The organism is Litoreibacter janthinus, assembly GCF_900111945.1.
In the GTDB taxonomy this organism is placed as follows: domain Bacteria; phylum Pseudomonadota; class Alphaproteobacteria; order Rhodobacterales; family Rhodobacteraceae; genus Litoreibacter; species Litoreibacter janthinus.
The window spans coordinates 2,749,942-2,775,888 of sequence record NZ_FOYO01000001.1; the positions used below are offsets into that span (position 1 = coordinate 2,749,942).

Sequence of the window (25,947 nt, forward strand, 5' to 3'; positions counted from 1 at the left end):
GAAGGGCGGCCCAGATAGTGCCTACAAGTCAAAGACTTAGGAAGCTTCGTCTTCCAGTGCCTCAACCGCCTTCTCAAGGTCGGCTTTCTTGACTGTCTTTTCCTTAACCTCAGCCAGCTCGAAGATGTAGTCGACGACTTTGTCTTCAAAAATCGGCGCGCGCATCTGTTGCTGCATCTGTTGGTTTTGCTGGATGAACTCGAAGAACTGGCGTTCCTGGCCCGGATATTGGCGGGCTTGGTTCATGATCGCTTGTGTCATCTCGGCGTCGGTGACTTCGATCTCGTTCTTGCGGCCCATCTCGGCGAGCAGCAGACCAAGGCGCACACGGCGCTCGGCCAAGCTTTTATGCTCGTCAGTGGTTTCGATCTCTGGGTGATCGTGGCCTTGCACGTCAGGGTTTTCCTCGTGCCACAGCTGGTGAGCAATCTGGCCCGCTTCCGCATCGACCAGCGATGGAGGCAGCTCGAATTTCACCAAAGTGTCCAGCTCATCCAAAAGCTTGCGCTTCAGAACCGCGCGGGAAGCCCCGCCGAACTCGGCTTCAAGGCGCTCGGCCACTTGGCCTTTCAAAGATGCCAGATCTTCAGCGCCGAACTGTTTTGCCAACTCGTCGTTGATTTCAGCGGCTTTGGGTTCTTTCACGGCTTTGATCTTGCACTCGAACACGGCGGCTTTGCCGGCCAGATGCTCTGCTTGATACTCTGCAGGGAAATCCACTTTGACTTCGACGTCGTCACCAACCTTGGCGCCAACCAACTGACCTTCAAAGCCCGGAATGAAAGAGTTGGAGCCTAGCACCAGCGGATAGTCTTCCGCAGCGCCGCCTTCAAACGCTTCGCCATCAACCTTGCCGAGGAAGTCGATCGTCACTTGATCGCCATCTTTCGACTTCGCGCCTTTTTTGCGATCTTCAAAGTTCTGTGCGTTTTCCGCCAGATTTGAGAGCGCTTCGTCGATGTCCTTGTCTTCAGCCTTCACAACCAGCTTTTCCAGCTTGATCTTCTTCAGATCAACGTCAGGAATTTCTGGCAGGGTTTCGTAGGCAACAGACACGTCAACGTCGTCGCCTGGCTTCCAGTCTTCGTTGGTCATCTTGATTTCAGGCTGAAGCGCAGGGCGGTCGCCGGTTTCTTCAAAATGTTTGGACATGGCGCCATCAATGCTTTCTTGCATTGCTTCGCCCATGACGCGGTCGCCGAACTGCTTTTTCAGCAGTGCCATAGGCACTTTGCCTTTGCGGAACCCCTTCATTTCAACTTCAGGCTGCGCCTCGAGAAGTTTTTCATTCACCTTCTCTTCTAGCTCAGCGGCGGTGACTACGATGTTGTAGCCGCGCTTGAGGCCTTCGTTCAGGGTCTCGGTGACCTTCATATTAGTCGTCCTTATATATAATGGTGCGGGTGAAGGGACTCGAACCCCCACGCCTTGCGGCGCCAGAACCTAAATCTGGTGCGTCTACCAATTCCGCCACACCCGCATATCTCTGTAGGCTTGAGAGTCGCCCCCTAAGCCTGCTTCGCGCCCATGTAGCAAAGCCCGTCAGAGGATGCGAGACGAAAATCACTCAATTCGCCACCAAAAGGTAAGGCAACCCAGACCTTATGCCCCAGTTGCCTCTGATTCATCCCGACATGGCCTTGGACTCGACAGGGTCATGTCCATTTTCTGCCTTATTTGCTTTGCATTAATTAACCATCGAAAGACGCAACCAATAACACGGAGCGAACACATGTCTGCCAACATGCACAAGACTTTCGGTGGGGGAATTGAAACCAACACCAAGCTGACCGGCCTTCTGGGCGGCGCCCAGGTACTGACGATGCGCGGCTACATGCCGATTGCCGGCCTTGAAGTCGGCGACCGCATTATCACCCGCAACGGAATGCGCACACTGCAAGAGTTGCGCGTAGAGCGTCACATGATGCGCCCTATCCGCGTCGGCCAGGGCACGCTGGGCTTCTCGCGTCCTAACGCTGACATGCTCATGGCCCCTGACCAAGAGGTCATGGTTCGCGACTGGCGCGCCGAGATGCTCTTTGGCCGCGACATGGTCATCGTCAACATCAGCACGATGGTAGATGGCAAATACATTGCCGAAGAGGAAGAGCTGGCTTTGCACGACGTGTACCAGCTGCGCTTCGACGGCGAAGAAATCTTCTACGCAGACGGCGTTGAGGTGATCTCCGACTTCACGGCAGAGACAGCCGAAGGCAGCCACAAGGTCCGCGAAGCCGCCTAAGGCCGACCGACCACCGCACCGCTACACCGCATTGGCAGCGGGGCCCCGCTTAACAAGGGGCCCCACACCGCCAACACCTACACACCCAATTCGCGATAGAGCACCGGGATTTGCTTCGGCAAATCCTCGGCGATGAGCCCAGGCCCCGCCAGTTTCGCGGCCAGGGCATGCAACAGCGCGCCTAGCTCAGCGGCCTCCGCTGGTGAGTTGCCCCTCGCCAGCAGGCCCGCAATGAGGCCCGCAAGCACATCGCCCGCCCCCGCCGTAGCCAACCATGCTGCCTTTGGCTCGGACGTGGTGTCCATGACAGCTACTGGACATCCGGGGGCCGCGATGGTGGTCAGCGCCCCTTTATAAAGCACCACAGAACCCGACAGATCCGCCGCGCGCATCGTGGCGTCTTTCTTTTCATTGAGATCGAACGGCACGTCATCCTCGCCCAAGCCTGGAAACAGCCGTCGGAACTCTCCCGCATGTGGCGTTAACACGCACTGCTCATGCAATTGGGTGAACAATTCGCGGTCCTGCGCCATCAAGGTCAATGCGTCCGCATCTAGCACCACCGCGCGCTGCGTGGCGAGTGCCGCACGCAGGGTAGCACCGTTCGCAGCCTCCAATCCGAAGCCAGGCCCGATACACATCGCGTTGATCCTTTGGTCTTCGGCCAAGATCAGCGACAAGTCCAACGCTTCCGAGACCTCACGCAGCATGATCCCCGTCAACTGCGCAGCACATTCCGGCAACGCATCCTGCGGCGCGCCGACCGTCACCACCCCTGCCCCGACGCGAAGCGCCGCCATCGCCGCCAGCCGCGCCGCTCCCGTGCGGGTCGCAGGACCAGACAGTACCAACACCGAGCCATGGTCAAACTTGTGCTGGTCAGCGCGCTTGCGCAGGGTCAGCAGCTGTTCCGGCTTGATGGCGAGCAGAGTCATAGGCCGATATCCTTTACGATAATGTTCCCACAAAGAACCTTCGCGTGCTCCGACTCGTGCCCAATTTTCTTGCTATGAAACGTCACAGTCAGGTCAGCATGAACTGCAAGAAAGTAAAGAGATGTGATCGGATCGCATATTGGTGCCTCGCCAGTATCGCTGTTCAACCCACTGGGGATGTCAATCGCGACACATCTTGGCGCACGAATGGGGGTCTCGCCAAAACGCAAAAAACCAAAGTGCTCAATATTCTCGAAGATTGGTTGGAACGCCTCCAACGGACGACTAAGTCCGATGCCAAGCAAAGCGTCAACGATTAGAGGCGTTCCCGTGAGGCTATCCGTCCTCTTCAGGAACTCGTCCGCATCAGCTGGGTTGAGGTTTGGAAACCCTAGATCGTAGCATCTGCTTTCGCCAACCCATAAATCATAGTTCCGACGCGCATCTGGTCCGAGCCGTTCCGCATCACCGTAGAAAAATACACTGACCTCCCACTTCAATTCACGTAGGAGCCGAGCGACGACAAATCCGTCGCCCCCGTTATTGCCCGGCCCGCAAAAAACTACGGCACGTTTTGCCCAAATCGATAGGTCGCCCCAATGAACTTCATGTGTCTCATCCCAAACCTCTGGAGCAAATGCGTGCTCCAACTCAGGCCATTCCTCAAAAATCGCCTCCACAACGCCCCTGCCCGCGCGCTCCATCAGTTCAAGCCCAGTGGCGTCGCCTGATGAAATCGCGGCCTGTTCCAAGGCGCGCATCTGGTCACTGGTGAGGGTGGTAGCAGTGTTCATTTTGCCGTCTTTTCACTTTTCGACTTCATATTAATCAGTTTGCACAAAATTTAAGCATGGCGTAGTCAATCACCCATGGCGACCTGCTTTCGGCAACCCTGCCAATTGTGCGTGGGAAATGAAAGTGGTCTGACCCGAACAGACGAGCAAAGGGAGTCGATCTGCGATGAAAAAGATTGAAGCGATCATTAAGCCGTTCAAACTGGACGAAGTGAAAGAAGCGCTACAGGAGCTTGGCATTCAAGGCCTCTCCGTTACCGAAGTCAAAGGCTTCGGTCGTCAGAAAGGCCACACAGAGCTTTATCGCGGTGCGGAATATGTTGTGGACTTCCTGCCTAAAGTAAAAATCGAGGTTGTGCTGGCTGATGACCAGCTAGATGGCGCCATAGAAGCGATCATCGAAGCAGCCAAAACAGACAAGATCGGTGACGGCAAAATCTTTGTCTCCACCGTAGAGCAAGCCATTCGTATCCGGACTGGCGAAGCTGGCGACGACGCATTGTAACTAACACTATCTTAACTGACAGAAGAGGAACGGTCAGATGAGCAACAAAGATCTGCTGAAGACCATCAAGGACGAGGGTGTCGAATACGTCGACATTCGTTTCACCGACCCACGCGGCAAGCTGCAGCACGTGACCGTCGTCGCCGATTTGGTGGACGAGGATTTCTTGGAAGAGGGCTTCATGTTTGACGGCTCCTCCATCGCGGGTTGGAAGTCTATCGACCAGTCCGACATGAAGCTGATGCCAGACGCGAAATCCGCGTATATGGATCCCTTCTACGCTGAAAAAACCATCTGCGTTCACTGCTCTGTTGTCGAGCCCGACACCATGGAGCCTTATGACCGCGACCCGCGTGGCACCGCAGAGAAGGCTGAAGCTTATCTGAAAACCTCCGGCATCGGTGACGTCTCCTACTGGGGTCCAGAAGCTGAATTCTTCCTGTTCGACGATGTTCGCTTCTCGGTCCAGATGAACAAAGTGTCCTTCGAAGTTGACGCGCAAGACGCGGCTTGGAACTCCGACACCGAGTACGAAATGGGCAACATGGGCCACCGTCCTGGCATCAAGGGCGGCTACTTCCCTGTGAACCCAACCGACGCGGCACAAGACCTGCGTGCGGAAATGCTGTCCACGATGAAGCGCATGGGCATGAAGGTCGACAAGCACCACCACGAAGTGGCGTCCTGCCAGCACGAGCTGGGCCTGATCTTTGGCTCGCTGACGCACCAAGCGGACGAGCTGCAAAAGTACAAATACGTGATCCACAACGTGGCCCACGCCTACGGCAAGTCGGCAACCTTCATGCCGAAGCCAATCGCAGGTGACAACGGCACCGGTATGCACGTGAACATGTCGATCTTCAAAGACGGCAAGCCACTGTTTTCCGGCGACAAATACGCTGACCTGTCTCAGGAAGCCCTGTACTTCATCGGTGGCATCCTGAAGCACGCGAAAGCGCTGAATGCGATCACCAACCCGTCGACCAACTCCTACAAGCGCCTGATCCCAGGGTTTGAGGCTCCGGTTCTGCGCGCCTACTCTGCTCGCAACCGCTCCGGCTGCGTGCGTATCCCATGGGCCGAATCCCCCAAGGCCAAGCGCGTAGAAGCCCGCTTCCCGGATCCAGCGGCGAACCCCTACCTGTGCTTCGCAGCCCTTCTGATGGCTGGCCTCGACGGCATCAAAAACAAAATCGATCCGGGCCCATCGTCCGACAAAGACCTCTACGATCTTCCACCAGAAGAACTGGCCGGCATCCCAACAGTGTGCGGCAGCCTGCGCGAAGCTCTGCAAGCTCTGGAAGAAGATCACGAGTTCCTGCTGGCTGGTGACGTATTCACCAAGTCGCAGATCGAAGGCTATATGGAGCTGAAGTGGGAAGAGGTTTATGCCTACGAGCACACACCGCACCCAATCGAATACAAGCTGTACTACAGCTGCTAAGATTAGCGCCAATCTATCGGAAAAGGCACCCGCTTCGGGTGCCTTTTTCTTTTGGCGATCACGAAAAGACGCCAGAGACCTCTGCCGCGCTAGTGAGGCTGTTCTGTCAATTCCTTGGGCTCAGAGGAAGGCATCTCCCGCTCGTTCAGGCTCGCTTCGCTTGGCGCTAATTTAGCGTCGTCGCAAAGCAAAGCATCAGCCCCAGTCGCAGCCAAATCATCAATGTGCAGATCGGAAGCCGCGCTGACGGGAAGTTTACCCCGATCCGCATGAGGCGTTTCCAGACGCAACGCTCGTCGTCCATTCAACTGGCCCAAGCGCCCTTTGCCCAAAGTCGTGTTGCGGCTGTCGCGCAGTTGAGCGCGAGTCAGAATATCGTTGGGCAGGGAAATTACCGAGTCCGTTTCCAATCCCAATAGCGTTGAAACCGGCAGTCGAATTGACGGCAAGAATGCCTCCAGTTTAAGCGGGCTATCCTGAAGGATCGCAACCATTGCAGGGTTTACCCTTTTCGGCTTTGGCTGCGCGACGGTCACCACCGCGGGAAACATCAAAAGCGCCCGCCCTGACTTGATACCGGGTCCCAAGTCGACAGAAAGTTGCAACACATCATACGCCCTGTCCGACAACGCCAGACTAAGCGCAGCACGGTCGGTTTGCGGTGCGCCGCAAGAAAATCCTGCCAACGCACTGGCGTCTCTGCGGTCAGCGCAAACCTGCGCCAGTTTGGCGACCACTGCAGACGCGAACGCAGTGCTCAACGCCGCGTCGATTGCCGTCACCGGACGATCCACACGTGGCGCTGCCGAAATGCGCCCCAAGGTCTGCTGCTCGATTAAAGCGTCGACCAGAATACCATCGAAAACGATCAACCCTGTCGCTCCGTCAGGCCCTTCTAACAGATGGGGCACCGCGACATCGGGGATGCATGCAACGGCGTTGGCCTGAGAAAAGCACTGCGCCTCAGCCGCCTTCACCAAAAGATCTATGCCCTGAGTTGTCTTGGCCGGACCACGGAACAAGGTGTCCGCGATATCCTCCAACAGAATGTGGCTCGTGCCGCGTGTCGGTTTTCTTGGGCGCACCATCAGCGCCAAGGCGGTATTGGGTCCGGTCACGGTTGCGGCCTATCTGTTCTTGTTTAGTTCCTTGGCAGAATTGACCACAAGGTCCTGCCAATTGATTAACCCAGACAAGTTTAAGCGTGGATTTTTATCAGTCGGTGCGTACTGCGACCGAAAGCGGCAGGTGCACCCGAAACGCAGCGCCACCCTGCCCTGGCAAGTAATCCAGCGTTCCGCCCAACCGGTGCATAATCTCGCGGCTGATGGCCAACCCCAACCCCGCACTTCCCGCAGAGGCCTGATCGCTCAGGCGGGCGAATTTCTCGAAGATCACAGACGCATCTTTGGGCGCGATCCCCTGACCGTTGTCGATAAAGTCGATATCCAAGCTGCCTTGCGTTTTGGACACGGCGATCCGCAACTGCGGCGCTTCGGCCACGCAGTATTTTTGCGCGTTGGAAATCAGATTAATAAACACCTGCGTCAGCCGGTCGGTGTCGGTTTCCAGAAATGCCTCCTCACCCTCGCCGCTGCGTAGAACTTTCAGAGAATCAGGCTTCAAAGTCTCCAACCCCGCTGACGAGACGGCGCGGTCCAAAAGATCGCGTAAAACGGCAGATTGTCGGTTCAGCACGATCTGGCCGCTTTCCAAAACACTCAGGTCCAGCAAGTCATCGAGCAAGCGGGTCAGGCGGATGCTTTCCTCATGAATGATACCGGCATAGCGACCCTGTGCTTGCTCATCCATGCCGCCTTCCATCAGGAATTCGGAGAACGACCGGATTGACGTCATCGGCGTGCGCAACTCGTGGCTGACTTGGCTCAGAAAGGCGTCCTTTTGAACAGATAGTGCCGTGAGTTTGGCGTTGGCTTCCCTAAGCTTGCGGGCGGTTTGCTCCAGCTCGCGCGACTGGGTCTCGAGCTGGCTGGAATATTCCAGCATCTGCGCACTCTCGTCGGCCACCGCCAGAAGGTCACGCACCGAAATCGAGGCTTGCCCGTTGATCTGGGCGATCATCGCATGTGCCGTTGCCCCACCAACCGAGCCTGCCAGCTCGCGTTCCAGCAGAGATATGAAATCCGGCGTCGGATCTGGCAAGTAACCGGCCTTTCCCTGACGTGTGGCTTCGCGTTGAAACAATGTCTGTGCCTCTCGCGCACCCAGCAAGCGCTGCGCCATCACCAGAAAATCTTCTGTCTCGGCTTGGCCGCCGGACGGGGCAACTGCACCGTCCCCGCGTTCGAACACGTTCACAAAGCCCGCACCCTGAAGACGCTCCATCGGCGTCGGGAAAGACACGAGCGATACGATGACAAACGACAATGTATTAAGCGAGATGGACCAGAAAATGGAGTGGACCAGCGGGTCCATCCCGGTTAGCCCCGCCAAGGCCTGAGGCCGCAGCAAGCCCGCACCAAACGGACCTTCCAACAACATCGCGGCAGGGAACACACCGATCGCGGGCATGAATAGCGTGTAAACCCACAGCCCGAACCCGACGACCAGCCCCGCAATCGCGCCGCGGCGGGTCGCACCGCGCCAGAACAATCCGCCAAGCAGGGCTGGAATAACCTGCGCCACGCCCGCAAAACTCACCAGACCGATCGCGGACAGCGCGGCAGAACCACCTGTGGTGCGGTAATAGGTGTAGCCCAGCCCCAAAACCGCTGCGATTGAGACGCGCCGCGACAACAACACCACCTGACGCATATCCCCAAACATCGATGCGCCGGTAGAGCGGGTGTTCAGCCAGATAGGCACAACGATATGGTTCGACACCATCGTCGCAAGCGCGATGGAGGCGACGATCACCATGGACGTTGCCGAGGAGAACCCGCCCAAAAATGCCAGTAGTGCCAACCCCTCTTGGCCCAATTCCAACGGAAGGGTCAGAACGAACAAGTCAGGGTTGGAACCTTCGGGCATAACGGCAAGCCCGACAACAGCGATGGGCAGCACGAAGAGGCTCATCGCCATCAAGTAGGCGGGAAAGGCCCATGCAGCGGTTCGCAAATGCCGCTCGTCCGAGTTCTCGACCACCAGAACCTGAAACATCCGCGGCAAGCAGATCACCGCCGCCGCCGATACGAAAATCATCGACGTCCAGCGGCTTGGGCTGGGCTGCCAACGCGCAACAGGGCTAGCCTCAATCGCGCGCAGCGTATCCGCCAGCCCCCCGGACGCCCCCCAGACCACAAAAATCCCGACCGCCAGCAGCGCCACCAGCTTCACGATGGCTTCCAGCGCGATGGCGGTCACCACACCGTGGTGTCGCTCATTCGCGTCTAGGTTGCGCGTACCGAAGAAAATGGTGAACAACGCCAAGCCCGCAGACAGCCAGAACGCGGTAGCATTCAGATCGGAGCCGCCGCCGGCTGACACGGGAAATTCCGAAAATACGGCCACGGACAATGTCACGGACTGCAATTGCAGCGCGATATAAGGCGTCGTTCCCGCGATGGCGAGCACGGTTACTATGACTGCGATAGCTGGGGATTTGCCGTAGCGGCTGGAAATCATGTCGGCGATCGAGGTAATTCGCTCTGCTTTGCCAATCCGCACCAGCTTTCGCAGCAACCACCACCATGCCAGAAACACCACGGTGGGGCCCAAATAGATGGTTAAATATTCCAAACCTGACCGCGCGGCGTTGCCGACCGCGCCATAAAACGTCCACGCGGTGCAATACACGCTTAGCGAAAGCGTGTAGGTCCAAGGAGATCGCAGCCACCGTGACGGCCCGCGCTGCGCCCGCTGATCCGCGTAGAACGCCACCCCGAACAGCACCATGGTGTAAATCACGGCGACCGTGATGAGGACGTTGAAGCTCACCATCAGCGTGACGCCTCGTCATCGTCCGGTTTGCCATCGTTCGGGAAATCGGCCCCAAACAGTCCTCGCGCAATCGTGGCGCAGGTGGCAATCAGACAGATCCAGACAAAAAAGAAGTAGATCAGCCGAAGCGATGTGCTCCCCGCTGCGTTGTCTGACCCGGGCGTACCAAGGATCAACGCTGGGACAACAAACAAAAACAGCCCCGCAAAAGGCAACAACTTTGCAGCGTCAATCAGGCGGCGGCGTTGGTAGACGCGTCGTTCCAGAAATAGAGTGCGGGAATTGGGGCTGGTAGCGCTCAGCCTGATGCGGCGGCGACCCTGCCCTTTTGGCTCGTCGGAATCAGGCATCGCGTAGCTTAGGCCTTCGGCGCGGATGCGGCGTAGAGTTCGCGCACTTTGCCAAGCATCTCTTCATTCGAAAACGGCTTGGTCATGAAATGGCTCACTCCGTAGCTTTCCGCCAGTTCCCTGTCTTTGGTTTGCCCACGCGCTGTGAGCATCAAAATAGGAAGGTTCTTGGTCTCGGCCGCGTTGCGCAAGTCTCGCAAGATGTCGAAACCGCTGCGACCGGGGAGCATCACATCCAGCACCAGCACATCCGGTTTGACCCGCGCAACAGCGTCAACTGCGTCAGCCCCCTCCGAATGAATGCGCACCGTCCAGCCGTCACGTTCCAGAAGGAAGCTTATGGCCTCAATGATGTTCGGCTCATCTTCGACGAGCAAAACGGACTTCGACATGAGCCGTACCCCTCCCCAAGTTTGGCCGTGTGCCCCAATTAGACGGGATTTCCACCGCTTGTCAAAACGCCGTTGTTTAAACCACGCGTCAAAACGGTCGGTTCTCGACGGGCATCGCACCCGTCTCGGGCACAAACGCGACAAGAACTGCCCACGGAAAGGGGCGTGCCCGACGCGTTTCGATCGTGCGCGACCAGCAACATGATGGACTGGTAGACCGGGGCGCGATCAAAGCGGAGCGGCCCCGCCGGATGCGCCAAAGCCATCGCGGTGAACTGCGTGCCGTCCTCGCTTTCGATGTTCCGTCGGATCGGCACGCCCGGCGCATTCAACGCAGCATATAAGGGCCAAAGCGGGCACCCTGCCCCAAACCAGGGTAAGGCCAGTCCCGATGGCGATTTGCGCACCAGCAAGGCCCCAGAAGCATCGCAGCTGACCAAACCGATGTCGGGAATGGTTGCACTCCGCTGAAGGCTCGCGAGGCGGCGGAAGGCCGCTTGCAATGGCACACCAAACTGCACCGCCAACGCTGCGGGATCAAATCGCACTTCATGCGCAGCAGCCTCGAAGACTTCCAGCGGCATCGCCTGAACGTCTGCGAGGTAAACCCCGAAGTAATGCAAAGCCAACGATCTGGCCTCTGCGCTGTCGAGCTCTGGCATCTGGGCGGTGAGGCTTTCGGGATCCCCGCCTTGTTCGAGTTCCACCAAATGATGCCCCCGTGCGTCAAACGCGGCGAAGACCGCCTCCAGCGGGGTGGCACTCCCCGTGTCGCGGCGCGATAGATGATCCAGATGCGCCGCCATCGACGCCGAACTTTCCGCGAGCCGTCGGCTTTCGGTGTCAATGTTAGAGTAGAACCGCGCCTGCCACTCGGTCCCGAGGTCCGGCGTCGCAACAAGGATCGACGCGGTGGAGCGGATCGCCGACACTGTCGACAGAACCTCGTGCATTTTTTCAGACAGCACTGGGTCATGGGTCAGGCGGTCGTTCAACCCACCCACGGTTTGTTCCAGTGCCCGCAGGCGACGGTGTTGGGCGGTAATCTTTGCCGCCCACCCCGGAAAGCGCGCCACAAGATCGTCGATCTGGTCAAGCTCCACTGCTGTATTTGTATCCGTGGCAGCAGCGTCTTGAAGCTCCGTCACCACCGCGCGCTCGGCTCCTTGGCTCAGGGTAGAGGGGTCAATTCCCAGCACTTCCGACAGGGCGAGCAGGGTTTTGCCGCCGATTCTTCGGCGGTTGTGCTCGATTAGATTGAGATAGCTGGCGGAGATTCCGATCTGGCGGGCCAAGTCGGCCTGCTTATAGCCCCGCATCAGTCGGTGTTCGCGAATTCTGGAGCCGGTCAGGGCAGATTTTGGCATTTCAACTCCTTAGTGTTCCGAAGCTCCGGTCAGATTTCCCGAACGAATCCAGCGGCTTTCCGCGCCGCGTTGAAAATTACTTTACAGTTTCTGCACGCGCAATGTCCATTTGTTTACAAATTTTTAAAGCGAACCCAATGGCTTGTTGCGCGATTTACGTAACGTCCCTGATACTGGCGATGGCTTGAGAACCATCAGGCTGCGGCTTTCTCGGAGGAGGAGAAGGCCACAATCACTTAGGGAGGATTTTATGTCCAAATCGAACTTCACGCGTCGTGGCTTGCTCAAGACGTCCGCAATGGCTGGCGGCGCACTGGCGATGCCTACCATCTATGACGGCTCTGTCTGGGCCGACGCTCACTCCGGTTATCTGAACGCGCCAACCGGCTCCACCGTAACTCTGGGCTTCAACGTGCCACAGTCCGGCCCTTACGCCGACGAAGGCGCAGACGAGCTGCGCGCATATGAGCTGGCAGTCGAGCACCTGAACGGTGGCGGCGACGGCGGCATGATGAACACTTTCTCGTCCAAAGCCCTGAAAGGCAACGGCATCTTGGGCAAGAAAGTCGAATTCGTCACGGGCGACACGCAAACGAAATCTGACGCAGCCCGCGCATCGGCAAAGTCGATGATCGAAAAAGACGGCGCAATCATGATCACTGGCGGCTCAAGCTCCGGTGTGGCTGTTGCTGTTCAAGGTCTGTGCCAAGAAGCTGGCGTGATCTTCATGGCGGGTCTGACCCACTCCAACGACACAACCGGTAAAGACAAGAAAGCCAACGGCTTCCGTCACTTCTTTAACGGCTACATGTCTGCTGCAGCTTTGGCACCAGTGCTGAAAGCCCGCTACGGCACCGACCGTACCGCCTACCACCTGACAGCCGACTACACATGGGGCTGGACCCAGCAAGAATCCATCCAAGCTGCGACTGAAGCTATGGGCTGGAAGACTGCGAACAACGTCCTGACACCGCTGGCAACAACCGACTTCTCATCCTACGTTGCTCCGGTTCTGAACTCCGGCGCCGACGTTCTGGTTCTGAACCACTACGGCGGGAACATGGTGAACTCGCTGACATCTGCAGTTCAGTTCGGCCTGCGTGAAAAGCAAGTAAACGGCAAGAACTTCGAAATCGTTGTTCCGCTCTACTCCCGCCTGATGGCGAAAGGTGCTGGCGAAAACGTTAAGGGCATCTTCGGTTCCACCAACTGGCACTGGTCGCTGACCGACGAAGGCTCCAAAGCATTCGTTAAATCCTTCGGCGAAAAGTATGGCTTCCCACCGTCGCAGGCGGCGCACACATGCTACGTGCAAACTATGCTCTATGCGGATGCGGCCGAGCGTGCTGGCACGTTCAACCCATGTGGCATCGTAGAAGCTCTCGAAGGCTTCAAGTTCGATGGTCTGGGCAACGGCGCAACCGAATACCGTGCCGAAGACCACCAGTGCTTCAAAGACGTTCTGGTCGTGAAGGGTAAAGACAACCCGACTTCCGAGTTCGACCTTCTGGAAATCGTGGAAATCACCCCACGTGCACAGGTTGAGTACGCGGTTGATCACCCAATGTTCGCCGGTGGCGATCTGGGGTCTTGCAACCCAGGCGCATAAGTCGACCTAACGACACGACGCCGGGGCCTTTTCTTCCCAAGGGAGAAGGCCTCGGCACCCCCCTGCCCTCCCGGGCCGCGCGCGCGGCACTGGTTTCGGCAAGATCACCCCAACAGGCGAGACGGGAACGATGGACGTAATCATTCTTCAACTTTTGAACGGCTTGGACAAAGGCTCCGCTTACGCGTTGATCGCCTTGGGTCTGACCTTGATTTTCGGCACGCTTGGCGTGGTGAACTTTGCCCACGGGGCCTTGTTCATGCTGGGTGCCTTTTGTGCGGTGACTCTTCAACGCATCCTTTCATTGTCTTTCGAGACGATTGACCCCACCAAGACCGACTTCCTTGGCAATCCTGCAAAGATCAAAACGCCTTATATAGAAAGCTGGTTCGGACCGGAGCTGGGCAGCTCGATCATCGACTGGTCTGTGCCGCTCGCCATTCTGTTCGCCATCCCGATCATGATCGGTGTCGGCTACATTATGGAACGCGGCCTGATCAAGCACTTCTACAAGCGTCCACACGCGGACCAGATCCTTGTGACCTTTGGCCTCGCCATCGTGATCCAAGAGGTCATCAAGCAATTCTACGGTGCGAACCCGATCCCGACCCCTGCCCCTGACGCGTTCAAAGGCTCGTTCGATTTCGGCTCGCTGCTGGGATTTGACCCGAATGTGGTCATCTACCCCTACTGGCGCTTGGTTTACTTCTTCTTCGCCGCGCTGATTATCGCCGCCGTCTTCGGCTTCCTGCAATTCACCACCTTCGGCATGGTTGTCCGCGCCGGCATGGCGGACCGCGAAACCGTGGGGCTGCTGGGCATCAACATCGACCGCCGCTTTACCATCATGTTCGGGATAGCGGCCGCGGTGGCAGGACTAGCGGGGGTCATGTATGCGCCGATTAACTCGCCCAATTACCATATGGGTATGGACTTCCTTGTCCTGAGCTTCGTGGTGGTTGTGGTCGGCGGCATGGGCTCGTTGCCCGGCGCCGTTCTCGCAGGCTTCTTGCTGGGCATTCTCGAGAGCTTCTCTTCGATGAATGAAATCAAGCAAATCCTGCCGGGCATCGACCAAATCATCATCTATCTCGTTGCAATCATCATTCTGCTAGTTCGTCCTCGTGGCCTTATGGGTCGCAAGGGTGTGATGGAGGACTAAGAAAATGCTAGGTCTCGAAAAGAAAGACACCTCCCTGCTCATCATCGTTGCAATTCTGACGATGTGTGCCCCCTTCATCCTGAACCCCTTCCCTGAAGGGTCGGCGATGGCGCAGTTCAACGCGGGTTACCCCGACTTGATGCAACGCTTTGTGATCTTTGGCATCTTTGCCATCGGGTTCAACATCCTGTTCGGTCTGACCGGCTACCTGTCCTTTGGCCACGCGGCCTTCCTCGGGATAGGCTCCTACTCTGCCGTTTGGATGTTCAAGCTCTTGGGCTACAACATCCTGCCAGGCATCGTTTTGTCGGTGATCACCTCGGGCTTGTTTGCCCTGCTGATCGGCTACATCTCTCTGCGGCGCTCGGGCATCTACTTCTCGATCCTGACCTTGGCTTTTGCGCAGATGTCCTTCGCGCTGGCCTATTCGGTGCTGACGCCGCTGACCAATGGCGAAACCGGATTGCAGGTCTACAACTCCGACCCGCAGTATTTCCACTCCGACGCGTTGCCAAACATCCCGCATCTGTTCGGTCAGGAAATGCAGTCCACATTCAAATTGTCGCTGGGCGGATGGAGCTTTGACTTCAACTTCGGCTACTACATCTGTGCGGTGATCATGCTTGTGATGTTCTACATTGCGATCCGCATTTTCCGCTCCCCGTTCGGGCTGATGCTGAAGGCGATCAAAACCAACCAGACGCGCCTGAACTACACCGGCCTGAACCCTCGCCCCTACACATTGGCAGCGTTCGTAATCTCCGGCATGTATGCTGGCCTTGCTGGCGGTCTGATGGCCTCCATGGACCCGCTGGCAGGTGCAGAGCGTATGCAGTGGACCGCGTCCGGTGAAGTCGTTCTGATGACCATCCTCGGCGGTGCAGGCACACTGATCGGCCCGGTCTTGGGTGCGGGTTTCATCAAATATTTCGAGAACATCTTCTCGAAGATCAACGACACCGTCCTGCACCAGTGGTTCGCGTTCCTGCCAGACGGCATTGAGGACTTCCTGATTGCGGTCATCCACCCCTTCGTGGGCAAAGGCTGGCACCTGACGCTTGGTCTGCTGTTCATGGCCATCGTGATCTTCCTGCCCGGTGGGCTCGTCGAAGGTGGTCAGAAAATCATCAGCAAGTTCCGCGGCAAGAAGGCAAAAGACGACGCCCCTGCTGCACCTGACTCAACCCCTGCTGAATAAGGAGCGAATGACATGGGAATCCTAGAGATCAAAAATGTCGGCAAACGCTTTGGCGGGTTGCAGGCGCTGTCCGATGTGAACCTGAGCGTGGCAGAAAACACTGTCCACGCCATCATCGGCCCCAACGGGGCTGGCAAGTCCACCCTGCTGAACTGCCTTGTGGGCAAGCTGATCCCCGACACCGGTTCTGTCACCTTTCAGGGACAGTCTCTGCTCGGGCGCAAGCCTCATGAGATCAACCAAATGGGCGTTTCGAGGGTGTTCCAAACGCCCGAGATCTTCGCCGAATTGACAGTGTTCGAAAACGTGATGATCCCCTGCTTTGCGGCACGGGACGGCTCGTTCCAGCTCAACGCATTGACGGCGATCCGCGGGCAAAACGATATTAAAGAGATGGCCGAAGCCATCCTTGAAGACGTGAGCATGCTCGACAAACGCAACATGACGGCGTCAAGCTTGTCACGTGGCGACAAACGTCGCTTGGAAATGGCCATGTGCCTTGTCCAAGAGCCCAAACTGCTGCTGCTCGACGAGCCGACCGCTGGCATGGCACGCGCCGACACCAACAACACGATCGACCTGCTGAAAGAGATCAAAGAGAAGCGCGACATCACCATGGCCATCATCGAGCACGACATGCACGTTGTGTTCTCGCTGGCCGAGCGCATCACAGTGTTGGCCCAAGGCACGCCACTGGTTGAAGAAACGCCTGAAAACATCAAAGGCCATCCCAAGGTGCGCGAAGCGTATCTGGGTGAAGCCCAAGTCTGAGGATTGGCCCCATGAATGTAAAACCCGACTTCAACAAGAATGCCAACAACGCGGCCACCGCCCCTGCCTTCCTGTCCGTCTGGGACATCGAGGCCTACTACGGCGAAAGCTATATCGTGCAAGGTGTCAGCTTCAACGTGCACGAGGGTGAAATCCTCGCCCTTCTGGGCCGCAACGGCGCTGGCAAAACCTCGACACTGCGCACATTGGCCCGCCTTGGCGACCCACAGCTCAAGCATGGCGAGATCTGGCTGGATCACCAACCGCTGCACAACATGGCGTCCCACGAAGCATCGGCTGCGGGCATCGCCCTGGTTCCGGAAGACCGCCGCATCATCCCCGGCCTGACCGTTGAAGAGAACCTGCAACTCGCACAAATCGCCCCGCCAATTGGCTGGTCAATCGAGCGCGTTTACGAACTGTTCCCACGTCTAGGTGAGCGTCGCAAGCAAGAGGGCGTCACGCTGTCTGGCGGGGAGCAGCAGATGCTTTCCATCGCACGCGCGCTGTGCCGCGACATTAAAGTGCTGCTGCTGGATGAGCCCTATGAAGGCCTTGCCCCAGTTATCGTGCAGGAAATTGCCAAAACGCTGCAGATCATCCGCGACCAAGGCATCACAACGATCATCGTTGAGCAAAACGCCGTAGCCGCGTTGAAGCTGGCCGACCGTGCGGTGATCTTGGATACGGGCTCTGTGGTCTTTGATGGCTCTGCCGAAGAAGTGCTGGAAAATGACGCGCTGCGGGCCGAATATCTGGCGATCTAGCGCGCCGAAAAACACACGAATGAAGGCGTAGTTTTCTAAAACTGCGCCTTTTTTCATGGCTGCTATTAGGAAAGGCTTTAGGGCATCGGCACAGACTTGGCCTTGGGTGGGCCTCGTCTATTTGGAAAGGCCTTTGCGATGGCTTTACTTTCTCAGCAGCTGAACAGTGTGTTGCCGCTGCCTTTAAAACCTGTAACCCCTCCAGCAGCCGTTCGGGCGCAGTCGCCCGACACCCCGCTTTTGGCACCGCCTGCATCACAAGCGCGGGTGAAGGCCGTCGCCCCGGCTGCGACGGCAATCGCGTCGTTATTTCCGGCAGATACCCCAACGGCTTCAGCGCTTCGCGATCGCCAAGAGCATGAATTGCAAGCTCTGCTCCGCAATATGCAAGGCATCGAGCCGCCTCGCCCCATAGGGGAAAGGGTCGACCTGTTGGTGCCACGCCCAAGCTTGCCGGACCCGAACCCCACTTAGGAAGCGATATTTCACGGCTTTTCACCTAAACAGCCTTGGCCTATAAGCGGAGAACAGTCGAAGCAAGCCGCATTACCGGACCTATCTCCGGGACGTAAGAACGGCACCCGGGTCGAGGAAGAGACAAATGGCAAAGAACTCCCATGACGGCGACGTCGCTTTTGTGAAAGCACTGGCCGAGGTTTTGAAAGACAACGACCTGACCGAGCTTGAGGTCAAGCGTGAATATGGCGAAGACGACAGCCTGAACGTTCGCGTATCCAAACAGGTTACCGTGGTTCAGCAAACTGTTGCTGCCGCTCCCATGGCCGCCGCCGCGCCAGTTGCGGGCGCGCCTGCTGCCGCCGCGCCGTCTGCTGTTGCTGCCTCCGCCAATGACGATCCAGCGATGCATCCCGGCGCGATCACCTCACCTATGGTAGGCACCTGCTATTTGCAGGCCGAGCCGGGCACGCCCCCCTTCGCCGCCGTTGGCGACAAAGTGACCGAAGGGCAAACCGTGATGATCATCGAAGCGATGAAAACCATGAACCACATCCCTGCCCCCAAATCCGGCACTGTAAAACGCGTGCTGGTCGAAGATGGCACACCAGTGGAATTCGGCGCGCCGCTGATGATCGTGGAGTAATCCTCCATGTTTAAAAAAATCCTTATCGCGAACCGGGGCGAAATTGCCCTGCGCGTGATCCGCGCCGCGCGCGAAATGGGCATCCAGTCCGTCGCAGTGCATTCCACCGCAGACAGTGACGCCATGCATGTGCGTATGGCGGACGAAGCAATTTGCATCGGGCCGCCCTCCAGCACCGAAAGCTACCTCTCTATTCCCGCCATCATCTCGGCCTGCGAAATCACCGGCGCCGAAGCGATCCACCCGGGTTACGGCTTTCTTTCGGAAAACGCGGGCTTTGTTCAGATTGTGGAAGATCACGGTCTGAAATTCATCGGCCCGACTGCTGAACATATTCGCGTCATGGGCGACAAAATCACCGCCATCGAGACGATGAAAAAATTGGGCGTTCCGTGCGTGCCCGGATCAGGCGGCGGTGTAGCCACGCTTGAGGATGCCTACAGCATCGGCGACGAAATCGGCTATCCCGTCATCATCAAAGCCACTGCTGGCGGCGGCGGCAAAGGCATGAAAGTCGCGGAATCCCGTGAGGGCATGAAAAGCGCCTTCCAAACTGCGCGTTCCGAAGGCAAAGCCAACTTTGGCAATGATGAAGTCTACATCGAGAAATATCTGACCACTCCGCGCCACATTGAGATTCAGGTATTCGGCGACGGCAAAGGCCGCGCGGTACATTTGGGCGAGCGCGATTGCTCCTTGCAGCGCCGCCACCAAAAGGTGTTCGAAGAAGCCCCCGGTCCAGCAATCGACGCTGAAACCCGCGCAAAAATCGGCAAAATCTGCGCTGATGCGGTGGCAGGTATCGACTACGCTGGCGCAGGCACGATCGAGTTCCTCTATGAAAACGGCGAGTTCTACTTCATCGAGATGAACACCCGTCTTCAAGTGGAGCATCCCGTGACCGAAGCCATTTTTGGCGTCGATCTGGTGCGCGAACAAATCAACGTGGCCGCAGGATTGCCGATGTCGTTCCAGCAGGAAGACCTCGTCGTTAACGGCCACGCGATCGAGGTGCGGATCAACGCGGAAAAGCTACCCAACTTCAGCCCCTGCCCCGGGAAAATCACGCAATATCATGCCCCTGGCGGGCTTGGCGTTCGGATGGACTCGGCGCTTTATGACGGCTATTCGATCCCTCCCTATTACGACAGCCTGATCGCCAAACTGATCGTGCACGCCCCGGATCGCCCTGCCGCATTGGCACGTTTGCATCGGGCTTTGGGCGAGTTGATCGTGGACGGTATCGACACCACGACCCCGCTGTTCCATGCCCTACTGGCCGAAGAAGCTGTCCAAACCGGTGATTACAACATCCACTGGCTGGAGCATTGGCTCGAAGAAAACACCTAAGTGAGTTGCGCCTTGCGCGCAGCCCTGCTTTTCTAAGTCTATGGCTAAAGATGAACATTCCCTTGAGCTTACGCCCGCGCTGATCCTGAGCGGGTATGCCCAAGGGATCTTTCCAATGGCGGAAAGCCGCGACGATGACAGGCTGTTCTGGCTTGACCCGGAGTTGCGCGGCATCATCCCGCTGGATGGGTTCCATATCTCACGCAGTCTGCGAAAAACCATTCTGCGCGAGCCCTACCAGATCAAAGTCGACAGCGACTTTGCCGGCGTGATCGAGGGCTGTGCAGACCGCGAAGAGACTTGGATCAATGGTCCGATCTTCCAGCTTTATCTGGACCTGTTCGAGGCCGGGCATGCCCATTCAGTTGAGGTGTGGGACGGCGCGGAATTAATCGGTGGCGTCTACGGCGTCACGCTCAACGGTGCGTTTTTCGGTGAATCGATGTTCTCACGGAGCACAGATGCCTCGAAGATCGCACTAGCCTATTTGGTTTCACGCCTAAACGCCGGGGGATTTCTCTTGCTCGACACCCAGTTCCTGACCCCGCATCTGGCGTCTCTGGGCGGCATCGAAATTCCGCGTGCTAGTTACCGCCAAGCCCTTCAGGACGCTCTATCGGTCGAGGCGAACTTTCTCCGGCAACCACTGACGGTGTCCGGTCATCAAGTTTGCACCTGATCGCCCAAACGTCATAGCGCGGGTGATCCATCGCATTCAGCGCAGGGCTTGAGGCGACCATCCAGCCTTGAAACGCAACCTTGCCAGTGCTGTTGTCCACAATCGTCAAGCTGACAAAAGCATCGCCGCTTGGGTTGCCTTTGGGATAGCGGCAATCCTGCATTGTGATGGTGAGCGGCCCAAACTGCGTGTTTTCGCCTGTCGTGAGGATGATATCCTCGCTGGCCCCTGCCAACTTGTCCAAGCCGCGCATAACCGCTTGAGCCGCGCTGGAGGCCGCATGGCGCATCTTGCTCTCTGCCACAGGCGCGTTGCCTAGGCTAATCACCGTGTCGTCGCCCTGAATAGTCGTCTGCGCGGCTGCTGGCGCTGCCAACAGCAACAATGCCGCAATGAAGCGCTTCATTCGTCGTCGTTCCCCGCCACGAACTTCATCAGAAGCGTGATGAGCGACACCGAGCTTTGGGTGTCCTCAATCTCGCCACCGGGCTCAAGATTGAACGGCGACCCGCCCGGGATCACCTCTACGAAGTTCCCCCCCAGAAGACCTTCGGAGCTGATTGAAATGGCACTGTCATCAGGGACCTCGATCCCCTGCTTCATCGTGAAGGTCGCATCCGCGCGGAAGGTCTGTGGGTTCAGATCCAGTGACGTGACGGTGCCAACTTTGACGCCCGCCATGCGCACATCAGTGCCGACTTTGACGCCTTCAGCAGACCGGAAACTGGCCGCCAACGGGTACGCGTCACCGCCTGTTGCCAATGAGGTCGCACCGGTCGCAAAGACCAGAAACCCGATCGCCACGGCCAGGACACCCGTGCCAACGATTACTTCAGTTGTGTTCTCAGACATATCAGCCCCCAGCAAACTGTCGCTGCTATTCTGGCGACCAGGCCTCGTAATCCTGACGGACTTTCGGCTCGGCGCGTCGCAGAGAGCCTTGTGGCGCGTAGGCCATTGTCGTCCCCGTCAGGTTCGGTTGGTGCGGTTTTTCCCAAGTTTTATGGGCAATTGGGGCTTTGGTCGGTGGCTCATCCCAAGTGTGATGCAGCCAGCCATGCCAATCGGGACTAACGCGCGACGCTTCCGCCTCTCCGTTGAAGATCACCCAACGACGTTTGCCGTCTGCGGTCTGATAGAAGATGTTCCCGCCTTCGTCCTCGCCCACCCTGACGCCCTTGCGCCATGTAAAAAGCTGCGTGTTCAGCGTTTGGCCGTTCCACCAAGTCACTGCGCGAAGAAGAGTGTTGAGAATGCCCATGTCGGCCTCCGAAATTCGTCTCGCTTTATATGGACCATCGCCACGCTACAGTCCAGAGCGCAGGGTGCGGCTAGAGCCCCGGTTTGTAGGCCGTAACCTCAATCTCGATGCGGTATTTGGGGTCAATAAGTCCCGCCTCTATCATCATCGCCGCGGGCGGATTGCCTGCAAATGCAGCGCTGAGCGCAGGCCAGCACGCTTCAAACTCGCGCGCGTCCGGAAGGACGTAGTTGACCCGAACAACATCCGCGAACGTCGCACCGGCTTCTTTTAGAGCTTTTTCGATGATTTGAAGGGCAGAAACAGTTTGTGCCGGCGCGCCTTCGGGCGGATCGCCTCCTTCAACCAAAGGAGCAGCAACGGTTCCAGAGACGTGAATCCAATCACCCGCGACGACGGCACGGCAGTACCCGATTTTCGGTTCGTAAATGCCGCCTGAAGAAATCCGGCGAATGGACATTAGCCCGCTTCCGCTCCGGCTTCTTTCTTGGCTTCACCATAGATGATCAGCGGCTTCGCTGTCCGGCCCACGGCGTCTTCGTTGACCAAAACTTCGTCCACGTTGTCCAATGCTGGCAACTCGAACATGGTGTCCAGCAGGATGTCTTCGAGGATGGAACGAAGCCCGCGTGCACCTGTCTTACGCTCGATTGCGCGCTTGGAAATGGCGGTCAGCGCGTCATCGGTAAAGGTCAGCTTGGCATCTTCGAGTTCGAACAGGCGTTGATATTGCTTGATCAGCGCGTTCTTGGGTTGGGTCAGGATGGTGACCAATGCGTCCTCATCCAGATCTTCGAGCGTTGCAATCACTGGCAGACGGCCCACGAACTCGGGGATCAAACCGAACTTCAGCAAGTCTTCGGGCTCCAGCTCTTTGAACAGGTCACCGACGCCTTTTTCGTTTTCTTCACGCACATCGGCACCAAAGCCCATCGCAGAGCCCTTGCCGCGCTGCGCGATGATTTTGTCGAGACCGGCAAATGCGCCGCCGCAGATAAACAGAATGTTGGTGGTATCTACCTGCAGGAATTCTTGCTGCGGGTGCTTGCGCCCGCCCTGAGGCGGCACAGAAGCAACGGTGCCTTCCATGATTTTCAGCAGCGCCTGTTGAACGCCCTCGCCCGATACGTCGCGAGTGATCGAGGGATTGTCCGACTTGCGGGTGATTTTGTCGACTTCGTCTATGTAGACGATCCCGCGCTGCGCGCGCTCGACATTGTATTCGGAGGCCTGAAGCAGCTTCAGGATGATGTTCTCGACATCTTCGCCGACATAGCCCGCTTCTGTCAGCGTGGTGGCGTCAGCCATAGTGAACGGCACGTCAAGGATCCTCGCGAGCGTTTGCGCAAGCAAGGTCTTACCGCAGCCGGTCGGGCCGATCAGCATGATATTGGATTTGGCCAGCTCGATATCACCGGATTTTCCAGCATGGTTCAGGCGCTTGTAGTGGTTGTGGACAGCCACGGACAGCACGCGTTTGGCGTGGCTTTGGCCGATAACATAGTCGTCCAGAACTTCGCAAATCTCTTGTGGCGTCGGGACCCCATCAGCGGCCTTCAGGCCCGCTGTTTTGGTTTCCTCGCGGATGATGTCCATGCAAAGTTCGACGCATTCATCGCAGATGAACACGGTCGGGCCTGCAATCAGCTTGCGTACTTCGTGCTGGGACTTCCCACAGAACGAGCAATAGAGGGTGTTTTTGCCGTCACCAGAGTTGTTTGCCATTGCACCACCTATCCTGATTTTGCCCACCACTTGATGTAGCGTAGCGTCGCGATTTTGCCTGTCGTCTCAAGTTAGGCCACCATCAAGGGAGGCACAACGTCAAAAACGTATTTCCTGCGCCCTGCCTTCCGCAAGGTTTCAGGGCGCAGGAAGGCCTTATTTGTCGTCGTCACCCTTCACGCGGTTTTCGACGATCTCGTCAATATGGCCCCACTCCTTGGCTTCTTCAGGCGACATGAAATTGTCGCGATCCAACGCCTTCTCGACTGCTTTTTTGGTCTGGCCGGTGTGCTTCACATAGATGTCGTACAAGCGGTCTTTCAGCTTCTGCGTCTCGGCGGCGTGGATCATGATGTCGGACGCCTGCCCCTGATAACCGCCAGACGGCTGGTGAACCATGATGCGCGAGTTCGGAAGCGAGAACCGCATCCCCTTCTCGCCACCAGCCAGCAACACGGATCCCATGGACGCCGCCTGCCCGATACACAGCGTGGACACTTTCGGCTTGATGTATTGCATGGTGTCGTAGATCGACAGCCCCGAGGTCACCACACCACCCGGCGAGTTGATGTAGATGCTGATCTCTTTGGAGGGGTTTTCCGCCTCAAGGTGCAGCAACTGCGCGACCACCAGATGGGACATACCATCATGGATCGGGCCATTGATGAAAATGATACGCTCCTTCAGCAGGCGCGAGAAAATGTCGTAAGCCCGTTCGCCGCGGCTGGTCTGTTCGACCACCATGGGGACGAGGTTCATATAGGTTTCGACTGGATCGTACATGCCTGCCTGCCTTCTGCTTTTGAGCGGTTCGTAGTGCGTAAATATGAACGCGAGGTTAGTGTCGGAGAAAAACGGGTGCAAGCGCATCTCGCCCGCTATCCGTGTCAGAGTTAATTGGGTCGCCGAAAGCGAAGTTCAAGCTTGGCCAATCGAGACACAAATCAGACGCATAAAACCAAGGAAGCGCCACCGCACCCCACGGCTCAGGTTGACTTGAGGGCATCTGTCGGGCTTTTTGTGCCCAACTTTTGGGAGCGAGTCCCGCAATTCAAGCGCTTCGCTCTCATCTCCGCCGATCGCCCTAGAGAATCTACATTTACATTGGACCGTAAGATCATGTTTTCAATAATATATAACGTGAAATCATGAGCGCTGTATCTGACATGCGCACTGAAGCGAAGCAGTTGTTCAAGATCGCTGTCGCCGCCGCGGAGCCAGCTCAGGCTGTTCAAAAAGCCTTGGCTGGCGCATCCTTGAGCGCACAGGGAACGCTGTATCTGATTGCTGTGGGAAAAGCTGCCGTTCCGATGATGCGCGCGGCGCTCGGCAACGTGAAGCCGCACGCGCAAGTCGAAGCGCTTGTCGTGACCAATCCGGAAAATGCCGCGCAGATTGATGGATGCACCGTTTTGCAATCCAGTCACCCTGTCCCCGATGCTGCTGGCGAGGCCGCGTCGGCCGAGGTTGAACGGATTCTGTCGAACACCACAGCCGAGGACCGCGTAATTGCGCTGATTTCTGGCGGTGGGTCTGCCTTGCTCCCTGCCCCAGTCATAGGTGTGACCTTGGCAGAGAAAGCCCGCGTCAATCAACTGCTGCTTGGGTCAGGGTTGGAAATCAATGACATGAACCATATCCGCCAACAACTTTCTCGGCTTAAAGGCGGCGGGTTCCTGCGTGCTGCGGCCCCTGCTCCGGTCACGGCCTATATCTTGTCAGACGTCGTGGGCGACGACCTGCGCGCAATTGCATCCGGCCCGACGGTAAGCCCGATTGGCACCAAGGCCAGTGCCAGAAAACTGCTGGAAAACGCGCGCATTTGGGACGACATGCCTGATAGCGTGAAAACGCATCTGAGTGCGCGTGACGCAACGATGCCCGCCCTTCCCGCCGCTGAAAATCACCTTATCGCGTCAAACCGCCAAAGCCTCGACGCTATGCGCGCCGCCTGCCCCGAGGCGCAGATCCTCAACGACAGGCTCGAAGGCAATGTCGCAGATGTAGCGCCCCAATTGGCAGATATCTTTCGCACGCTTCCACAGGACGAACCGGCTGTTTTACTGTTCGGTGGGGAAACCACTGTAACGATAACCGGAAACGGGAAAGGCGGGCGAAATCAGGATCTTGCCCTGCGCATGGCGCTCCAAGATATCCCCGGTGATTGGGTGTTTCTGTCGGGTGGCACAGATGGCCGCGACGGGCCAACAGATGCCGCAGGCGGGATGGTCGATTCCGGCTCTCATACTCGAATGAGCGCTGCCGGCGTCGACCCAGAGGCGCTTCTGGCAAATAACGACGCTTACGCAGCCCTTGGGGCCTCTGGCGATCTGCTGATGACAGGTGGCACCGGCACCAATGTCGCCGACGTGCAAATCTTTATTAGACGTTAAG

Annotated in this window: 27 protein-coding genes and 1 tRNA gene; 13 read left to right on the forward strand and 15 right to left on the reverse strand. The window is 57.5% G+C overall.

Annotated features, from left to right (window positions below; genetic code table 11):
* Nucleotides 1-36 precede the first annotated feature (36 nt).
* Both tig and BM352_RS13725 read right to left on the reverse strand, forming a co-directional pair.
* Complete coding sequence (gene tig, locus BM352_RS13720; RefSeq protein WP_090217848.1) at nt 37-1,374, reverse strand: trigger factor; 1,338 nt, start codon at nt 1,372-1,374, stop codon at nt 37-39.
* Nucleotides 1,375-1,395: 21 nt separating this feature from the next.
* Nucleotides 1,396-1,480: transfer RNA gene (locus tag BM352_RS13725), tRNA-Leu, on the reverse strand.
* Nucleotides 1,481-1,732: 252 nt separating this feature from the next.
* On the opposite strand from BM352_RS13725, the gene BM352_RS13730 reads away from it, so the two are divergent.
* Complete coding sequence (locus tag BM352_RS13730) at nt 1,733-2,242, forward strand: Hint domain-containing protein (RefSeq protein ID WP_175500692.1); 510 nt, start codon at nt 1,733-1,735, stop codon at nt 2,240-2,242.
* 77 nt (nt 2,243-2,319) lie between these two features.
* On the opposite strand, the gene BM352_RS19270 is transcribed toward BM352_RS13730, so the two are convergent.
* Both BM352_RS19270 and BM352_RS19275 read right to left on the reverse strand, forming a co-directional pair.
* Nucleotides 2,320-3,177: an NAD(P)H-hydrate dehydratase gene (locus tag BM352_RS19270; protein ID WP_175500693.1), complete on the reverse strand. Its 858-nt coding sequence runs from the start codon at nt 3,175-3,177 to the stop codon at nt 2,320-2,322.
* The gene (locus BM352_RS19275; RefSeq protein ID WP_175500694.1) at nt 3,174-3,971 is read right to left on the reverse strand and encodes an NAD(P)H-hydrate epimerase; all 798 of its coding nucleotides are present in this window, start codon (nt 3,969-3,971) and stop codon (nt 3,174-3,176) included. The genes BM352_RS19270 and BM352_RS19275 overlap by 4 nt, the downstream gene beginning before the upstream one ends.
* A gap of 166 nt (nt 3,972-4,137) precedes the next feature.
* Here BM352_RS19275 and BM352_RS13740 point away from each other — a divergent pair, with 166 nt between their 5' ends.
* Both BM352_RS13740 and glnA read left to right on the forward strand, forming a co-directional pair.
* Entirely contained in the window at nt 4,138-4,476 is a 339-nt protein-coding gene (locus BM352_RS13740; protein ID WP_073139156.1) for a P-II family nitrogen regulator, read from the forward strand.
* A gap of 37 nt (nt 4,477-4,513) precedes the next feature.
* A complete protein-coding gene (glnA, locus tag BM352_RS13745; RefSeq protein WP_090217852.1) occupies nt 4,514-5,920 on the forward strand; it encodes a type I glutamate--ammonia ligase in 1,407 nt (468 codons plus the stop codon).
* Nucleotides 5,921-6,009: 89 nt separating this feature from the next.
* On the opposite strand, the gene BM352_RS13750 is transcribed toward glnA, so the two are convergent.
* From BM352_RS13750 to BM352_RS13770, 5 genes are all read right to left on the reverse strand, one after another.
* Complete coding sequence (locus BM352_RS13750) at nt 6,010-7,038, reverse strand: FliM/FliN family flagellar motor C-terminal domain-containing protein (RefSeq protein WP_090217855.1); 1,029 nt, start codon at nt 7,036-7,038, stop codon at nt 6,010-6,012.
* A gap of 97 nt (nt 7,039-7,135) precedes the next feature.
* Complete coding sequence (locus tag BM352_RS13755; protein WP_090217857.1) at nt 7,136-9,820, reverse strand: ATP-binding protein; 2,685 nt, start codon at nt 9,818-9,820, stop codon at nt 7,136-7,138.
* Nucleotides 9,820-10,170, reverse strand: a complete 351-nt coding sequence (locus BM352_RS13760; protein ID WP_090217859.1) for a hypothetical protein — start codon at nt 10,168-10,170, stop codon at nt 9,820-9,822. Before BM352_RS13760 ends, BM352_RS13755 begins: the two co-directional genes overlap by 1 nt.
* Nucleotides 10,171-10,178: 8 nt before the next feature.
* Entirely contained in the window at nt 10,179-10,562 is a 384-nt protein-coding gene (locus BM352_RS13765; RefSeq protein WP_090217862.1) for a response regulator transcription factor, read from the reverse strand.
* 38 nt (nt 10,563-10,600) lie between these two features.
* A complete protein-coding gene (locus tag BM352_RS13770; RefSeq protein ID WP_090217864.1) occupies nt 10,601-11,929 on the reverse strand; it encodes a short-chain fatty acyl-CoA regulator family protein in 1,329 nt (442 codons plus the stop codon).
* A gap of 250 nt (nt 11,930-12,179) precedes the next feature.
* Between BM352_RS13770 and BM352_RS13775 the strand changes: the two genes are divergently transcribed.
* The 9 genes from BM352_RS13775 (at nt 12,180) to aat (ending at nt 20,567) form a co-directional block, all read left to right on the forward strand.
* Entirely contained in the window at nt 12,180-13,538 is a 1,359-nt protein-coding gene (locus tag BM352_RS13775) for a substrate-binding protein (protein ID WP_090217867.1), read from the forward strand.
* Between the two features lie 130 nt (nt 13,539-13,668).
* Nucleotides 13,669-14,700 carry a branched-chain amino acid ABC transporter permease gene (locus tag BM352_RS13780; protein WP_090217871.1) on the forward strand — a complete coding sequence of 344 codons (1,032 nt, stop codon included), beginning with the start codon at nt 13,669-13,671 and terminating at the stop codon, nt 14,698-14,700.
* 4 nt (nt 14,701-14,704) lie between these two features.
* Nucleotides 14,705-15,898, forward strand: coding sequence for a branched-chain amino acid ABC transporter permease (locus BM352_RS13785; protein ID WP_090217873.1), 1,194 nt, complete (start codon nt 14,705-14,707; stop codon nt 15,896-15,898).
* A gap of 12 nt (nt 15,899-15,910) precedes the next feature.
* Nucleotides 15,911-16,669 carry an ABC transporter ATP-binding protein gene (locus BM352_RS13790; protein ID WP_090217876.1) on the forward strand — a complete coding sequence of 253 codons (759 nt, stop codon included), beginning with the start codon at nt 15,911-15,913 and terminating at the stop codon, nt 16,667-16,669.
* Nucleotides 16,670-16,680: 11 nt separating this feature from the next.
* Nucleotides 16,681-17,436: an ABC transporter ATP-binding protein gene (locus BM352_RS13795; RefSeq protein WP_090217879.1), complete on the forward strand. Its 756-nt coding sequence runs from the start codon at nt 16,681-16,683 to the stop codon at nt 17,434-17,436.
* 138 nt (nt 17,437-17,574) lie between these two features.
* The gene (locus BM352_RS13800) at nt 17,575-17,910 is read left to right on the forward strand and encodes a hypothetical protein (RefSeq protein ID WP_090217881.1); all 336 of its coding nucleotides are present in this window, start codon (nt 17,575-17,577) and stop codon (nt 17,908-17,910) included.
* Nucleotides 17,911-18,037: 127 nt separating this feature from the next.
* Nucleotides 18,038-18,538: an acetyl-CoA carboxylase biotin carboxyl carrier protein gene (gene accB / locus BM352_RS13805; protein ID WP_090217884.1), complete on the forward strand. Its 501-nt coding sequence runs from the start codon at nt 18,038-18,040 to the stop codon at nt 18,536-18,538.
* Between the two features lie 6 nt (nt 18,539-18,544).
* On the forward strand, nt 18,545-19,888 hold the full coding sequence (gene accC / locus BM352_RS13810; protein ID WP_090217887.1) for an acetyl-CoA carboxylase biotin carboxylase subunit: 1,344 nt from the start codon (nt 18,545-18,547) through the stop codon (nt 19,886-19,888).
* A gap of 40 nt (nt 19,889-19,928) precedes the next feature.
* Nucleotides 19,929-20,567, forward strand: a complete 639-nt coding sequence (gene aat, locus BM352_RS13815) for a leucyl/phenylalanyl-tRNA--protein transferase (protein WP_090217890.1) — start codon at nt 19,929-19,931, stop codon at nt 20,565-20,567.
* Here aat and BM352_RS13820 read toward each other — a convergent pair.
* The 6 genes from BM352_RS13820 to BM352_RS13845 form a co-directional block, all read right to left on the reverse strand.
* Nucleotides 20,473-20,973, reverse strand: a complete 501-nt coding sequence (locus tag BM352_RS13820; protein ID WP_090217892.1) for a DUF2155 domain-containing protein — start codon at nt 20,971-20,973, stop codon at nt 20,473-20,475. The genes aat and BM352_RS13820 overlap by 95 nt on opposite strands.
* Entirely contained in the window at nt 20,970-21,419 is a 450-nt protein-coding gene (mlaD, locus tag BM352_RS13825; RefSeq protein ID WP_090217895.1) for an outer membrane lipid asymmetry maintenance protein MlaD, read from the reverse strand. Before mlaD ends, BM352_RS13820 begins: the two co-directional genes overlap by 4 nt.
* 25 nt (nt 21,420-21,444) lie before the next feature.
* Nucleotides 21,445-21,828 (reverse strand): NADH:ubiquinone oxidoreductase subunit NDUFA12, encoded by a 384-nt coding sequence (locus BM352_RS13830; protein WP_090217898.1) that lies wholly within the window; start codon nt 21,826-21,828, stop codon nt 21,445-21,447.
* A 70-nt stretch (nt 21,829-21,898) separates the two neighbouring features.
* Nucleotides 21,899-22,288: a RidA family protein gene (locus tag BM352_RS13835; protein ID WP_090217900.1), complete on the reverse strand. Its 390-nt coding sequence runs from the start codon at nt 22,286-22,288 to the stop codon at nt 21,899-21,901.
* Nucleotides 22,288-23,553 carry an ATP-dependent Clp protease ATP-binding subunit ClpX gene (gene clpX, locus BM352_RS13840; protein ID WP_090217902.1) on the reverse strand — a complete coding sequence of 422 codons (1,266 nt, stop codon included), beginning with the start codon at nt 23,551-23,553 and terminating at the stop codon, nt 22,288-22,290. Before clpX ends, BM352_RS13835 begins: the two co-directional genes overlap by 1 nt.
* Nucleotides 23,554-23,709: 156 nt before the next feature.
* Nucleotides 23,710-24,336, reverse strand: a complete 627-nt coding sequence (locus BM352_RS13845) for an ATP-dependent Clp protease proteolytic subunit (protein WP_090217905.1) — start codon at nt 24,334-24,336, stop codon at nt 23,710-23,712.
* Between the two features lie 365 nt (nt 24,337-24,701).
* Here BM352_RS13845 and BM352_RS13850 point away from each other — a divergent pair, with 365 nt between their 5' ends.
* The gene (locus BM352_RS13850; protein WP_090217907.1) at nt 24,702-25,946 is read left to right on the forward strand and encodes a glycerate kinase type-2 family protein; all 1,245 of its coding nucleotides are present in this window, start codon (nt 24,702-24,704) and stop codon (nt 25,944-25,946) included.
* Nucleotide 25,947 lies beyond the last annotated feature (1 nt).